The sequence below is a fragment of the Nonomuraea sp. NPDC050022 genome, assembly GCF_044460705.1.
Classification (GTDB): Bacteria; Actinomycetota; Actinomycetes; order Streptosporangiales; family Streptosporangiaceae; genus Nonomuraea.
On the sequence record NZ_JBITKE010000005.1, the window covers coordinates 1 to 13,047 of the forward strand.

General features: G+C 68.3%; 15 protein-coding genes and 1 tRNA gene. 8 read left to right on the plus strand and 8 right to left on the minus strand.

The window, feature by feature from the left end:
• The first annotated feature begins 396 nt into the window (after positions 1-396).
• From ACIBO2_RS21435 to ACIBO2_RS21450, 4 genes are all read left to right on the plus strand, one after another.
• Positions 397-801 carry a hypothetical protein gene (locus tag ACIBO2_RS21435; protein WP_358551475.1) on the plus strand — a complete coding sequence of 135 codons (405 nt, stop codon included), beginning with the start codon at positions 397-399 and terminating at the stop codon, positions 799-801.
• Between the two features lie 262 nt (positions 802-1,063).
• Complete coding sequence (locus tag ACIBO2_RS21440; RefSeq protein WP_397299876.1) at positions 1,064-1,873, plus strand: putative protein N(5)-glutamine methyltransferase; 810 nt, start codon at positions 1,064-1,066, stop codon at positions 1,871-1,873.
• 136 nt (positions 1,874-2,009) lie between these two features.
• Complete coding sequence (locus tag ACIBO2_RS21445; protein ID WP_358551477.1) at positions 2,010-2,135, plus strand: hypothetical protein; 126 nt, start codon at positions 2,010-2,012, stop codon at positions 2,133-2,135.
• 5 nt (positions 2,136-2,140) lie between these two features.
• Positions 2,141-2,362: a hypothetical protein gene (locus tag ACIBO2_RS21450; protein ID WP_357944550.1), complete on the plus strand. Its 222-nt coding sequence runs from the start codon at positions 2,141-2,143 to the stop codon at positions 2,360-2,362.
• Between the two features lie 3 nt (positions 2,363-2,365).
• Here the strand turns inward: ACIBO2_RS21450 and ACIBO2_RS21455 are convergent, their stop codons facing one another.
• The 3 genes from ACIBO2_RS21455 to ACIBO2_RS21465 form a co-directional block, all read right to left on the minus strand.
• Positions 2,366-3,034: a response regulator gene (locus tag ACIBO2_RS21455; protein ID WP_397298602.1), complete on the minus strand. Its 669-nt coding sequence runs from the start codon at positions 3,032-3,034 to the stop codon at positions 2,366-2,368.
• A gap of 60 nt (positions 3,035-3,094) precedes the next feature.
• Positions 3,095-5,587, minus strand: a complete 2,493-nt coding sequence (locus tag ACIBO2_RS21460) for a DUF4118 domain-containing protein (protein WP_397298604.1) — start codon at positions 5,585-5,587, stop codon at positions 3,095-3,097.
• Positions 5,588-5,649: 62 nt separating this feature from the next.
• Positions 5,650-6,117, minus strand: coding sequence for a group II truncated hemoglobin (locus ACIBO2_RS21465; protein ID WP_358551483.1), 468 nt, complete (start codon positions 6,115-6,117; stop codon positions 5,650-5,652).
• Positions 6,118-6,293: 176 nt separating this feature from the next.
• On the opposite strand from ACIBO2_RS21465, the gene ACIBO2_RS21470 reads away from it, so the two are divergent.
• The gene (locus tag ACIBO2_RS21470; protein WP_397298606.1) at positions 6,294-7,325 is read left to right on the plus strand and encodes a cellulose binding domain-containing protein; all 1,032 of its coding nucleotides are present in this window, start codon (positions 6,294-6,296) and stop codon (positions 7,323-7,325) included.
• Between the two features lie 38 nt (positions 7,326-7,363).
• Here ACIBO2_RS21470 and ACIBO2_RS21475 read toward each other — a convergent pair whose 3' ends face one another.
• Both ACIBO2_RS21475 and ACIBO2_RS21480 read right to left on the minus strand, forming a co-directional pair.
• On the minus strand, positions 7,364-8,011 hold the full coding sequence (locus ACIBO2_RS21475; protein WP_397298608.1) for a class I SAM-dependent methyltransferase: 648 nt from the start codon (positions 8,009-8,011) through the stop codon (positions 7,364-7,366).
• Positions 8,012-8,051: 40 nt separating this feature from the next.
• Entirely contained in the window at positions 8,052-8,252 is a 201-nt protein-coding gene (locus tag ACIBO2_RS21480) for a hypothetical protein (protein ID WP_358551489.1), read from the minus strand.
• A gap of 251 nt (positions 8,253-8,503) precedes the next feature.
• Here ACIBO2_RS21480 and ACIBO2_RS21485 point away from each other — a divergent pair, with 251 nt between their 5' ends.
• The 3 genes from ACIBO2_RS21485 to ACIBO2_RS21495 all read left to right on the plus strand — a co-directional run bounded on the left by ACIBO2_RS21485 (position 8,504) and on the right by ACIBO2_RS21495 (position 11,172).
• On the plus strand, positions 8,504-9,079 hold the full coding sequence (locus ACIBO2_RS21485; RefSeq protein ID WP_397298611.1) for a helix-turn-helix domain-containing protein: 576 nt from the start codon (positions 8,504-8,506) through the stop codon (positions 9,077-9,079).
• 93 nt (positions 9,080-9,172) lie between these two features.
• Entirely contained in the window at positions 9,173-10,588 is a 1,416-nt protein-coding gene (locus ACIBO2_RS21490) for an FAD-binding oxidoreductase (RefSeq protein ID WP_358551492.1), read from the plus strand.
• A gap of 107 nt (positions 10,589-10,695) precedes the next feature.
• Entirely contained in the window at positions 10,696-11,172 is a 477-nt protein-coding gene (locus ACIBO2_RS21495; RefSeq protein ID WP_397298613.1) for a hypothetical protein, read from the plus strand.
• Positions 11,173-11,346: 174 nt separating this feature from the next.
• Here the strand turns inward: ACIBO2_RS21495 and ACIBO2_RS21500 are convergent, their stop codons facing one another.
• From ACIBO2_RS21500 to ACIBO2_RS21510, 3 genes are all read right to left on the minus strand, one after another.
• Positions 11,347-11,775: a hypothetical protein gene (locus tag ACIBO2_RS21500; RefSeq protein WP_358551496.1), complete on the minus strand. Its 429-nt coding sequence runs from the start codon at positions 11,773-11,775 to the stop codon at positions 11,347-11,349.
• Between the two features lie 77 nt (positions 11,776-11,852).
• Positions 11,853-12,185, minus strand: a complete 333-nt coding sequence (locus ACIBO2_RS21505) for a hypothetical protein (protein ID WP_397298615.1) — start codon at positions 12,183-12,185, stop codon at positions 11,853-11,855.
• A gap of 734 nt (positions 12,186-12,919) precedes the next feature.
• Positions 12,920-12,996 (minus strand) — tRNA-Met (locus ACIBO2_RS21510).
• Between the last annotated feature and the right edge of the window lie 51 nt (positions 12,997-13,047).

Here is a 13,047-nt window from a genome sequence, read left to right on the forward strand (position 1 = left end):
CCGGCCCGGTGTCAAATTGACCCGACCCGCTCCGACCTGCTGGAATAAAGACCGCCCCGTTTCCGGGACAACCCCTCTAACTTACCAGACCATCCGGACAGATGCGAATCAACCGGACGAATCAGGAAGAAGTGGGATGTGCCGGGCACTGCCTTGGTTCCATGAACCCTTGGCCGCCCTGCCTGAGCAACTCTAGCAGCCGTCCACGCCTGCTTCGTGCCGTACAGGTAATCATGAGGTCCTTCCCTGCCCTCAGGATGCTCAAACCCGTCGAGTCGCCGACCGGATCCGCGGCGGGAGGGTGACATGGCCGAGACAAGCCGACAGCAAGTCATCCGCAATCGGGGGTGTGTACGAAGTATGTACGAGCAATCTGCGCCCTCGGAGGTGTCCGCAATGACCCGCTCGGAGTTCGATGACATCCGTGCCTTCCTTGCCGACGATGCGACTCATGCTGGAGACCTCCTCCGAGTCGCCCGGACGCTGATCGATGACCTCGAGCACGCGCGCATGCGCGAAGCTGTCCTGCGGACGTACTACTTGCGCCTGCTCACCGCCGCTCGGGCCACGGTGGCCGCGGAGACGGTGGGCGCGCCCGATCCGCTGGCCTTCATCAAGCACGAGCTCGCCGAACGCGGTCAGCTTCCCGAGGACGGGGAGGCCGTGCAGCGCATCCTGTCCGACGCGCAGGCGGCGGCCGCCTTGCTGGCCTGTCTGGAGCAGCAGCAGCCGACTCAGGTCCGGCCGAGGGGCATGCGACTGCGCCGCTGTGTCGGCACCGCTCGCACGCTCCCCCGGTAGGCCAGCCGGATCGCGAAGCCCCACGAACCTGACGGACCAGACAGACCTGGCGAAGCTCGAACGGCTCTTGGAACCCAGACGAAGAGGCCGCTCGCGTGCCGAACAGGGCGTCAGGTAATGTTGCCGTCCCCAGCGATGGACCCGATCGAGGAGGTGAGACCCATTAACGCTGCAGCAGGCTGGGTGCTCCCGCCTCATGATCGTGCGGTCCACCTGACATAGGTGACCGAGGGAGCGCTCATTGGCTTTCCGAAAGGCGCTCATGTCGGTTTTTCCGTCACCTGTCCCCCCAACCGCCATCATCACCAGGCTCCGGGCCGCCGGCTGTGTCTTCGCCGAGGACGAGGCGGAGTTGCTCATCTCGACGGCGAGGACGCCGGACGAGCTCGCCACCATGGTCGATCAGCGGGTCGCCGGGCTGCCTCTTGAGCATGTTCTCGGGTGGGCGGAGTTCTGCGGGCTGCGGATCGCGGTGGATCCCGAGGTGTTCGTGCCGCGCCGCCGTACCGAGTTCCTCATCGACCAGGCCGAGGCCGCCGCGCTGAGCGATCCTTCCCCCACCGTCATCCTCGATCTGTGCTGTGGCACGGGCGCGATGGGCGCCGCGCTCGCCGCGGCCCTCAGCAGAGAAGGGGTCGAGTTGCACGCCGCGGACCTGCACCCAGCCGCCGTACGGTGCGCGCGCCGCAACCTGGCCCCCATCGGCGGTCACGTGTACGAGGGGGACCTCTACAAGCCCTTGCCCGCCACGCTGCGCGGCCGCGTCGACATCCTGATCGCCAGCCCTCCCTACGTGCCCACCGAGGCGATCCGGCTGCTGCCCTCGGAGGCCCGCGTCCACGAGCCGCTGGTGGCGCTCGACGGGGGCGCCGACGGGCTCGACGTCGTGCGGCGGGTGATCGCGGAGGCGCCGGCGTGGCTGGCGCCGGGTGGTCATCTGCTGGTCGAGACGAGCGAGCGCCAGGCGTCGCGGACGGCCGAAGACATGGCCGCCGCCGGGCTGACCCCGCGCGTGGCCGGCTCTGAGGACAGGTACGCCACCGTCGTCATCGGCACCAAAACCGCCGAGTAGCCCGCTGCCCAGGTGACCAGAAGACGACCGCTCACTTACCCAGCCTTGGCCGATCGGCTGCAAGACTGCGCATATGTGGCAGCGATGGTTCAACTGGGCAGCAATCGCCCTAGTCGGCGGTTTCAGCCTCATATGGATGGGTGTCGTCATTTACGTTGAAGACACCCCAGCCCTCTGGGTGCGCGTCGGCCAACTGGTCTTCGGTGCCGCGCTGGCCGCTTGGGCCGTACGCAAGACAACCCTGATGATCACCAAGGCGTGAGTCTCATGAGCGATCAACTCTACGAAATCAGTCATGACATGGGGGATGACGTACAGCTCTCCGCCACCGCCATGTACCTGGACAGACTCCCGCAACGGCACAGGATCCTCGAGATCGATGACGAGGCCGCACGCAGCATCTCCAGATGGGTGAACGAGGAGGACGATCGTGAGTCCGACGCCTTCGCCGATCCGCTGGAGGACTCCTTCTTCTTCGAGCAGGAGTAGGGACTATGGCTGGAAGCGATAGCCCATTCCGGGCTCTGTCAGCAGGTGCACGGGATGTCCCGGGTCGCGTTCCAGCTTGCGGCGCAGTTGCGCCATGTACTGCCGCAGATAGTGGGTCTCCTTCACGTACGAACTCCCCCACACCTCGTTGAGCAACTGCCGCTGGCTGATCAACTTGCCGGGGTTCCGGGCCAGCAGCTCCAGGAAGTGCCATTCCGTGGGCGTGAGCCGTACCCCGCCCGAGACCGTCTTCGTGGCGAAATCGATCACGTGCTCCCCCACCCGCACCGTCGCGGGCTCGTCGGCGGCCGTTGCGGTGCGGCGCGTCACCGCGCGGATCCGCGCGAGCAACTCGTCGATCCCGAACGGCTTGGTCACGTAGTCGTCGGCCCCCGCGTCGAGGGCGTCCACCTTGTCGGGGCTGCCCGCCCGGCCCGAGAGCACGATGATCGGCACGCTGGTCCAGCCACGCAGCCCCTGGATCACGTCCACCCCATCGAGGTCCGGCAGTCCTAGGTCCAGAATGACCAGGTCAGGATGCCAGTCGGCGGCCTGGCGCAGGGCGGCGGTGCCGTCCGGCGCGACGGCCACCTCGTAGTATCTGGCGACCAGGTTGACGCGCAACGCCCGCAGGATCTGCGGTTCGTCGTCCACCACGAGCACACGGGTCAAGGAGTCCTCCCCAAGAAGACGGTCGTGGTCAAGGAGCCCTCCACAGCGAGACGGTCACACTCAAGAAGCCCTCCGCAGCGAGACGGTCATGGTCAAGCCCCCTCCGGGCGTCTCCTCCGGGGTGAGCGTGCCGCCCATGGCCTCCGTCAGTCCCCGGGACAGCGCCAACCCGAGCCCCAGCCCCACGCCCTGCCGATCGCCCAACCGCTGGAACGGCAGGAACACCCGCTCCTGCGCCTCCGGCGGAATCCCGGGCCCCCGGTCGATGACGCGGATCTCGACGTGCTCGCCGTACGCACTCGCGGAGATCACCACCTGGCCGCCGGGCGGGCTGAAGCGGACGGCGTTGGACATCAGGTTGACCAGCACCCGCTCCAGCAGCGCCGCGTCGGCCATGAACTCCGGCACCTCGCCGGTGAACCCGTCATGGACGCGCGAGCGCAGCGGTCCGAGCTCGGCGATGGCCTGGGGGACGACGTCCTCGACGGCCAGCGGTTCCAGCGTGACGCCGAGCACGCCCGCCTGCAGGCGGCTCATGTCGAGGAGGTTCGACACCAGCCGGTCGAGCTTGATGAGCGACTCACCGGCCGTGGCCAGCAGTTCTTCGCGGTCCTCGGGGGTCCAGTCGACCTCTGTGCCGCGCAGGCCGTCGACCGCGGCCCTGGCCGCCGCGAGCGGGTTGCGCAGGTCGTGGCTGACGGCCGCGAGCAGGGCGGTGCGCATCTTGTCGGCCTCGGCCAGCGGCCTGGCCCGGTCGGCCTCCGCACGCAGGCGTTCCTGCCGCAGGGCCACCGCCGACTCCGCCGCGAACGCCTCGAGCACCTGCCGGTCGGCCGCGTCGAGCAGCCTTCCCCGTACGGCGAGCACCAGGTCGTCGTCGATGGGCACGTCGGTGTCGGCATGGCCCGGCGAGGTGGACGGCGGTCCCCCGGCCGTGGCCACGACATGCCACGAGTCGCCGTCGCGCTCCAGCAGCGTGACGGACTCCAGGCCGTACACCTCCTTGAGCCTGGCCAGCAGGGACGGCAGCGCCGCGTCGCCGCGCAGGACGTGGCCGGCCAGCGTGGACAGCACCTCGGCGTCGGCGCGTGAGCGGGCGGCCTCCCTGCTGCGGCGGGCCGCCTGGTCGACGACCGTGCTGACCATCGCGGCGACCAGCACGAAGGTGGACAGCGCGAACAGGTTTTCCGGCGCGGAGATCGTCAGCGTGTGGAGCGGCGGCGTGAAGAACCAGTTCAGCAATGCGAAGCCGAGCACCGCCGCCGTCAGCGCCGGCCACCTGCCGCCCACCAGCGCGACGGCGACCACCAGCAGCAGGAAGAAGAGGATCTCGCTCGGCAGTGTGAGCCGCTCGGCGAGCATCAGCATGACGGCTGTGAGCAGCGGCACCGCGAGCAGCGCCAGCGCCCAGCCGGCGATCCGCCGGTCCCGGTTCAGCGCGGCCGGCGAGCGGGCGGGACCGCGTACGCTCCGAACCGCCTCATGGGGCACCAGATGGACGTCGATCGAGCCGGACAAGGCGGTCGCCGTGACGCCCACGCCGCGGGACAGGATCTGCGCGAACCGGCCCCGCCTGGACGCGCCGAGCACGAGCTGCGTCGCGTTCGCGCCGCGGGCGAACTCCAGCAGCGCGCGCGGGATGTCGTCGCCCACGACCTGGTGATAGGTGCCGCCCAGGCTCTCGACGAGCGCGCGACGGCGTACGAGCGTCGCCGGCTCGCCATCGGACGCCGGACCGTCGGGTCTGGTCACGTGTACGGCCAGCAGGTCCACGCTCTTGGACCTGGCGGCGATCCTGGCGGCCCGCCTGATCAGCGTGTCGCCCTCGGGGCCCCCGGTGAGCGCGACGACGACTCGTTCGCGGGCTTCCCAGGTGCCCGCTATGCCATGGTCCGCCCGGTAGCGGATGAGCTGGTCGTCCACCTTGCCGGCGACCCAGAGCAGGGCCAGCTCGCGCAGCGCGGTGAGGTTGCCGACGCGGAAGTAGTTGGACAGGGCCGCGTCGACCTTGTCCGGGGCGTAGACGTTGCCGTGCGCCATCCGGCGGCGCAGCGCCTCGGGGGACATGTCGACGAGCTCGATGCGTTCGGCCCGGCGTACCACCTCGTCGGGGACGGTCTCGCGCTGCGGGACGCCGGTGATCTGGCGTACCACGTCGTTGAGCGTTTCGAGGTGCTGGATGTTGACGGTGGAGACGACGTCGATGCCCGCGTCGAGGATCTCGTCGACGTCCTGCCAGCGTTTGGGGTTCTTCGATCCCGGGACGTTGGTGTGGGCCAGCTCGTCGATCAGCGCGGCCTTCGGCGCGCGTTCGATGACGGCGGCCACGTCGAGTTCGGTGAAGGTGGCGCCTCGGTGGACGAGCGTTTTGCGGGGGATCGTCTCCAGCCCGTCGAGCAGGGCGGCCGTACGGGCGCGGTCGTGGGTCTCGACGAAGCCGACGACCACGTCGCGGCCGCGTTCCCTGGCGCGGGCCGCCTCGGCGAGCATCGCGAACGTCTTGCCCACGCCGGGGGCCGCGCCGAGGTAGATGCGCAGCCGCCCGCGTGTCATGCCTCGCTCCCCGGTGGTAAGTCTGTGACCTCCAGGCTACGACCAGGGACGCGACGGCCTGTCTACGGCTGGTACGGCGGCGCGACGCCCCAGCCCCAGTGGGGCACCGGAGCCTTGGTCGGAGGCTTCGCGCCGGGCTGGGAGTTGTGCACCGCCAGCCGGGTGCCCCACTCGATGTAGCCGGCGAAGGCGGCCCTGAACTCAGGGTCGTCAGGCAGCCCGACCTCGTCGGCGGCGTCCATGAGCAGGTTGACCCACCTGCGTCGCTGCGGCTCGGTGATGGCCTTGCCGAGGTGCTGGGAGAGCATGTGGGGGTAGCCGCCGCGCTCCTCGGTGTAGCGGTCGGGGCCGCCGAACACCTCACCGAGCCACATCGCCACGTATCGGGGATGGCCGGGGTCCATGTGCGCGAACAGCGGCCCGATCAGCTCGTCCTTCTTGACGTGCTGGTAGAAGACCTCGGTGAGCCGCTCCAGCGCCTCCACCCCGCCCGCCCACTCGTAGAGGCTCGGCACTGCTTCATTGTCCATGTAATCATGTAATCATCAAGGGGATCAGGTGGTCAATCCACGGCGATGGCCCTGAAAGTTACCCGCCGTTCCGGGCAGACGCCGCAGGTCGCGAGCCCCTCCAGAGCCGGTCGCCTTCCCGCCACCGCTCCGCGCTCCTACGCTCTCGGCAGACCCACGATCTTCGGGAGCCGACGATGTCGAGGACGAGCGCCTTGCTGGTGGCGATGCTGACCCTGATCGGAACGGTACTCTTCCTGACCACCACGCCGGCCGGCGCCGCCGCCATCAGGATCATGCCCCTCGGCGACTCGATCACCGGCTCACCCGGCTGCTGGCGGGCCCTGCTGTGGAACAGGCTGCAGAGCACCGGCTACACCGACATCGACTTCGTCGGCACCCTGCCGCCGCAGGGCTGCTCGGTGGCGCACGACGGCGACAACGAGGGCCATGGGGGCTTCCTGGCGACCAACGTGGCCAACCAGAACCAGCTCCCCGGCTGGCTGGCGGCCACCAGGCCCGACATCGTGGTCATGCACTTCGGGACCAACGACGTGTGGAGCAACATCGCGCCGGCGACGATCCTCAGCGCGTTCACCACGCTGGTCAGCCAGATGCGGGCGAGCAATCCCGCGATGAAGATCCTGGTCGCGAAGATCATCCCCATGAACCCGGCCAACTGCGCCGACTGCGGGCAGCGTGTCGTCGCCTTCAACAACGCGATCCCCGCCTGGGCCGCCGCCACCTCCACCCAGCAGTCGCCGATCGTCGTCGTGGACCAGTGGACGGGGTTCAGCACGAGCGCGGACACCTACGACGGAGTGCACCCGAACGCCTCGGGCGACCAGAAGATGTCCGACCGCTGGTACCCCGCGCTGGCGAACTTCCTGACCCCAGGGGGAAGCACCCCCACCCCCACCCCGGTAGGTGGCTGCACGGCGACGTTCAAGAACGTCGGGCAATGGACGGGCGGCTTCCAGGGTGAGGTCACGGTCAAGAACACCGGGGCCGCGACGCCGAACGCCTGGACGGTCCGCTGGACGTTCGCCAACGGTCAGCAGATCACCCAGATCTGGGGCGGCACTCTCAGCGCGAGCGGGGCCGCCGCGAGCGTGCGGAACGTCGCCTGGAACGGCACCCTGGCCGCCGGAGCCTCGGCCACCTTCGGTTTCCTGGCCTCCTGGAACGGCACCAACACCGCGCCCGTCCCCACGTGCTCCCCCACCTGAGCGCGCCGGGTTCCCGCGCGGAACGAGCCTGACCGCCTTCAGCGGGCGGACGCCCTGATGGCCAGGATGCTAGGGATGGGCTGCTCGCCCGGTTCGTACACCCGCTCGATGGCGAGCCCCGCGTCGATGAAGGCGTTGATCAGGTCCGCCAGCGGCACCTGGCTCATCCCGACCCGGTCCCTGATCCCGCCCTGGCGCCACCAGGACCCGCGCTGATGCCAGCCCTTGAGGTGGTACGTGGGATGGATGATCAGCGCGCCGTCCTCGCGGTTCTCGATGTGCGGGCCGTTGAAGCACGGGTGGACCCCGTAGAACAGCAGCAGCCCGCCCGTGCGGAGCACCCGGGCGGCCTCCCCGAGCAGTCCGGGGAAGTCGCCGATGTCCGTGGACACCCAGAGCATGGTGACGGTGCCGAACACCCCTGAGGCGAACGGCAGCGTCGTCCCGTCACCCTGGAGCAGCGGCGCGAGATCCCGGCGGCGGGCAAGGCGCAACTGGTCGCCGGACCGGTCGAGCCCCACGACGGTCCTGCCGGTGGATCGGATCGCGTCGAGGTAGCGCCCGGTGCCACAGCCCAGGTCCAGGCATGTCCCATCGCCTGGGCCCAGGAGTTCGGTCACGTCCGCGAGGTTCGGGACGATGAGGTCGTCGTACCACTCGGACAGACCGTCATAGCGTGCCGCCATGATCCCTTGATACCTCGAAATATGCCTGAACGGCGGGTTATTAGCCGCGCGGCTGCCGTAGCTGGCGTATTCCGAGGATGGCGACAACAGCGCCGACGATGAGGACGATGGGGCCGATGATGGCCCAGAGAGTAACGCCGCTCATCACGCTGCCGCCGACGATGCCCAGCCCTTGAAGCGTCCACAGGGCGCCCATCAGGACCAGGAGAACGCCGAGGACTAGGAAGATCCAGGCTTTCACGGCATTTCTCGTTTCTGTCGTGGAGGGGAAGACGGCGAAACTATCGGGTTTGTATCGGTCATTATGCTGCGCGAAGATCCTCGCCGCGAGCGGCCTCGACAAGGTCGTACAGACCGCCATGTTGATCTCACGTCGCCCGAGCCAGTGACCGATTCGTGATCCGACGCCCCCTTGTTGGGTCTTCGCATGCTATGTACGGTCCTTTCATTGCCACTTAACAACTTGTTCAGTCAGGTCGATCAAGAGGTTCGATGACGGAGTCGGAGACCGAATACTTAGGTGTACGCATCCGGGCCTACCGGAACATGCGCCAGATGACCGTCCGTGGACTCGCCGCCGAGGCCAAGGCGAGCGCCAGCTTCATCAGCCAGTTGGAGCGGGGGCGGACCAGCGCGAGCATCGGGATGCTGCGGCGGATCGCCGGGGCTCTCGGGATCACGGTCGCAGACCTGTTCAACGAGCAGGACGAAGTCGGACACCGGGTGCTACGCCGCGCCGGACGCCCGGAGCTCCCCACCCAACCCGGCACCCGCAAGTACCTGATCTCCCAGCGCCCCCTGCAGAACCTGGAGGTGTACGCCGGGGAGCTCGACCCGGGCGCCTCCACCGGGGACGAGCCGTACACCCACGGCGACTCCCAGGAGATCTTCCTCATCGTGCGCGGCCAGGTGACCCTCTGGCTCGGCCCCGCCGACTCGGCCGCCCCGCACGTCCTGGCGGCCGGCGACAGCGTGGAGTACCGCACGTCAGTGCCTCACCGCGTGGTCAATGACGGCGACGAGACAGCCGAGGTCCTCTGGACGATCAGTCCGCCCACACCCGCTTGACCAACCCCGTCGCGGTGACGAGGTCACGCTCACCTGGCGCGGGTCCGACTCCGTACTCCTGGCCGACGAAAGTGATGTGGAGGCAGTGCTCACGTGAAAGGCATCCCGCTGACCGAGGACTTCGCCAACGGCGGCGTCTCCTTCTGGTATCGGCAGATCGGCGTGCCGGACCGCCGGGCGGCGCTGCCCGGGTCCCGCTCGTACGACGTGGTGATCGTGGGTGGTGGCTACACCGGCCTGTGGACCGCGTACTACCTCAAGAAGGCCCAACCCGACCTGCGGATCGCGATCCTGGAACGGGAGTTCGCCGGGTTCGGCGCGTCCGGGCGCAACGGCGGCTGGCTGTCGGCGGAGTTCGCCGGCTCGCGCAAGCGGTACGCCAAGGCCCGGGGCCGCCAGGCGATGATCGACCTGCAGCACGCCATGTTCCGGTCGGTCGACGAGGTCATCGAGGTGACCCGCCAGGAGGGCATCGAGGCCGACATCCACAAGGGCGGCCTGGTGCACGTCGCGACCAACCCCGCCCAGCGCCGCCGCCTGCGCGAGGAGCTGTCCTCGTTGCGTACCTGGGGGTACGGGGAGGACGACCTCAGGGTGATGTCCCGAGACGAGCAGCAGGAACGTCTGCGGGTGGCGGGGACCCTGGAGGCCACGTACTCGCCGCATTGCGCCCGTATCCAGCCCGCCAAGCTGGCCGTCGGACTCGCCTCGACGGTCGCCGCGCTGGGCGTGGACATCTTCGAGAACACCACGGTGACCGAGATCCGCCCTCGCCAGGACGGTATGGCCTCGGCCGTCACCTCGCGCGGCGTCGTCTCGGCCGAGTACGTCATCCGCGCCACCGAGGGCTTCACCGCCAGCCTCGCCGGGCAGCACCGGCAGTGGCTGCCGATGAACAGCTCCATGATCGTCACCGAGCCGCTGCCCGCCGAGGTGTGGAAGCACATCGGCTGGTCGGGCAACGAGCTGCTCGGCGACGAGGCGCACGCCTACATCTACGCCCAGCGCACTGCGGACGACCGGATCGCGATCGGCGGGCGCGGCGTGCCGTACCGGTACGGATCGCGCACCGACTCCCGGGGCGCCACCCAGGCGCAGACGGTGGCGCTGCTCTGGCGGATGCTGGTCAAGCTGTTCCCCGCCGCGGCCGACGCCCGTGTCCAGCACTCGTGGTGCGGCGTGCTCGGCGTGCCGCGCGACTGGTGCTCCACGGTGCACCTGGACCACACGACCGGCCTCGGCTGGGCGGGCGGTTACGTGGGCAGCGGCGTCACCACCACGAACCTGGCCGGCCGTACGCTGCGCGACCTGGTGCTGCGCCGCGACACCGAGCTGACGGCACTGCCCTGGGTGGGCCGCCAGGTCAGGCAGTGGGAGCCGGAGCCGCTGCGGTGGACGGGGGTGCAGCTCATCTACGCGCTCTTCAGGGCGGCGGACCGGCACGAGAACGACCGCGGCACCACGACCTCGGCCTACGCCCGCCTCGCCAACCTCATCTCAGGCCGCTGACCCTCGTGAATCTCAGCCGCGTGGGCCGCCCGGTTTGCCTCGTCGCGTTCCGCGGGGCCACAGTGGCAGGCGAGACCCGCGCCGGCTACCTTCCCGAAGGGCGCACCATGAGCGACACGCCTTCCCCTGATGATCGCAAACGGAGCGATTCGTTCCCCGATTCCATCGGTGCGTTCCTCGCCCCTTTCGTGATTCTCACGCTGATGTTGGCGACCGGCTCATGGCTGACCAAGAAGTACGACTGGGCCGACCACGGCGGCTTCCAAGCACCACTCGGTCATCTCGTGGGCACCGTCGTGGGTGGCGTGATGCGCACTTTCGCGACGTTCTCCCTACCCATGCTCCTGTGGCGATTGGGGCGGTCGATCCTCCGTCGTGCGTACAGCCGCCTGAGCGCCGGGCTCCTACTCTGCGGACTCGCCACCTTTAGCTTCGTACTCTGGGTGCCCGACGGCGGCGGCCCCGTCCAGACCTGGCCTCAGTGGCTCTTGATCGAGGTTTCGGCCGGTTCGACGTTTTGCGGCCTGGTAGGTCTCGGGCACTGTGCATTCCTTGCCCGTAAGACGCGCGAGACAGGCGATTAACCCTCCACACGATGCTTCTCATCGCCTGGGCCGGCCGCACGCTAGCGGCCATGCACAGGCGCGACAGCAATACCGCCGAAAGGCCGATCACCAACATCGCCCCCTCTGGATCAGCTCCAAAAGGGCCTTTTACCTGGTAGTGGGGGCAGGAATTGAACGGGCGGCCTGACGTGATCAGAGTCGCTCACGCAGCCGCACGTACTCACGGCCGGCCTCGGTGATCGCGACGTACCGCTTGAGGTCGAACTCCTCGTAGGTGTGCCCGTAGTCCTGCGGAATCGCGTTCAGCCCTCGCGGGTCGACCGGCTCGACGAACCCCATGGCGTCGAGCCGGTCGAGCTCCATCTGCAGCTTCCTGTCCTGCCGGAATTGCGCGGGCACGGGCCCCTCCGCCGCGAGCCGCCGCAGATGGCCCCACTCGTACTTGGTCACCAACCCGCTCAACGCCACCTGCAGCGCCCGCAGCTCGGACTCCAACACGCGCTGCTTGGCCTCGGCCCTGTCCAGCCTGGCGCTGACGCCGCCGGCTCCGATCGAGAGATCGGTGATGGAGTACGACGAGGCCGTGAAGCAGACCCCGACCAGCAGCCCGGCCGCCAGCACCAGCTCGTGCGCTTCGAGCCGGTGAGACCTTCTTGGAATTCGCCTGCCTAGCGATGGACGTTGGGAGTACTGATCACTCAGGACGCTGCCCAGAAGTACCAGCCCTGGTCATCGAAGCAGGGATGGGTCTGTGTCCCACCTGCCTGCACACCGTTCCTCCAGTATTCGCAAATTCCCTGAGTGGAATAGGGGCCGTACCAGTGACCCGCCGTTTCCTTGGCCTGTGCGGGACTGACGGAGAGCAGTAGGGCCGAGAGGCCGCCGAGCGCGGTAATGGCAATTCTCCCGGTCACGTTTCGCTTCATTTCTCCGCTTCCTTCCAGTCGTTTCATCGTCATACGGCCGGCTACGTCAAGCGCGGAACCGGTATAGGCGACCACTACTTGCCCGGCAGAGAAGCGACCGGCCATTCGGTTCCACGTGATTGAAGACGGACGCATTTCTGGAGGTGCCGACAATTTTCGCCACCCGTGTGTCATTAACGCTAATGTCCAAGAAGGGCTTGACGCCAGGTAACCAGCAGGACATTCATAGGGCGTTTCGCTGCCAATGGAGCAGCTCGTGAGAGCTCGTATCGGCGTGCGGGGTTCAAGTGCAGAGCCATGGACAACAAGCACCGCTCTATCGCTGATCTTGGGACGTGGCACGATCCGGCTAGTTGATCGTATGCGGAATGCGTTGAGGAGCTGCTCCCGCATTGGGCGGGGATTGTGGTCGAGGTCGCGGGTTGGTGAGCGTGATGCCCGATACCGAGCCGATGTGGGAGTGTGCCCGCAGTGCGGTGTGGCGTCGGGCCGGGCGCATGACCGGTACGTTCGGTGGCCGGCCGACGCCGCGCCGAGCGGGATCAAGACCGCGCCCTGTACCTACGCCGAGGCCGCCCGCATCGGAGCACCCCAAGCTCGGCAGGTCGTTGCGCGCGCTGCGGGCGCGCTTGGGGACGGCGGCCGGAGCGAAGCGGAGGCACTTCAGGGGTCGGGGCTCCGGCGCGACCGGAAGCAGCGTCTGAGCTCCGAGAGCGCGAAGCGCACCAGACGAAGCCCTTCGTGCGCCGCCCCAAGTAACACAGCCCTCGCGAAGTGAGGCCCATCGTGGCCAGACGCGAAAAGGCCCTCCGGGATAATCCCGGAGGGCCTTTTCGACTTGGTAGCGGGGGCAGGATTTGAACCTGCGACCTCTGGGTTATGAGCCCAGCGAGCTACCGAACTGCTCCACCCCGCGTCGGTGTGTGTCTAAAGACTATAGGCGGCACGGGGTGGACGCAAATCGAAG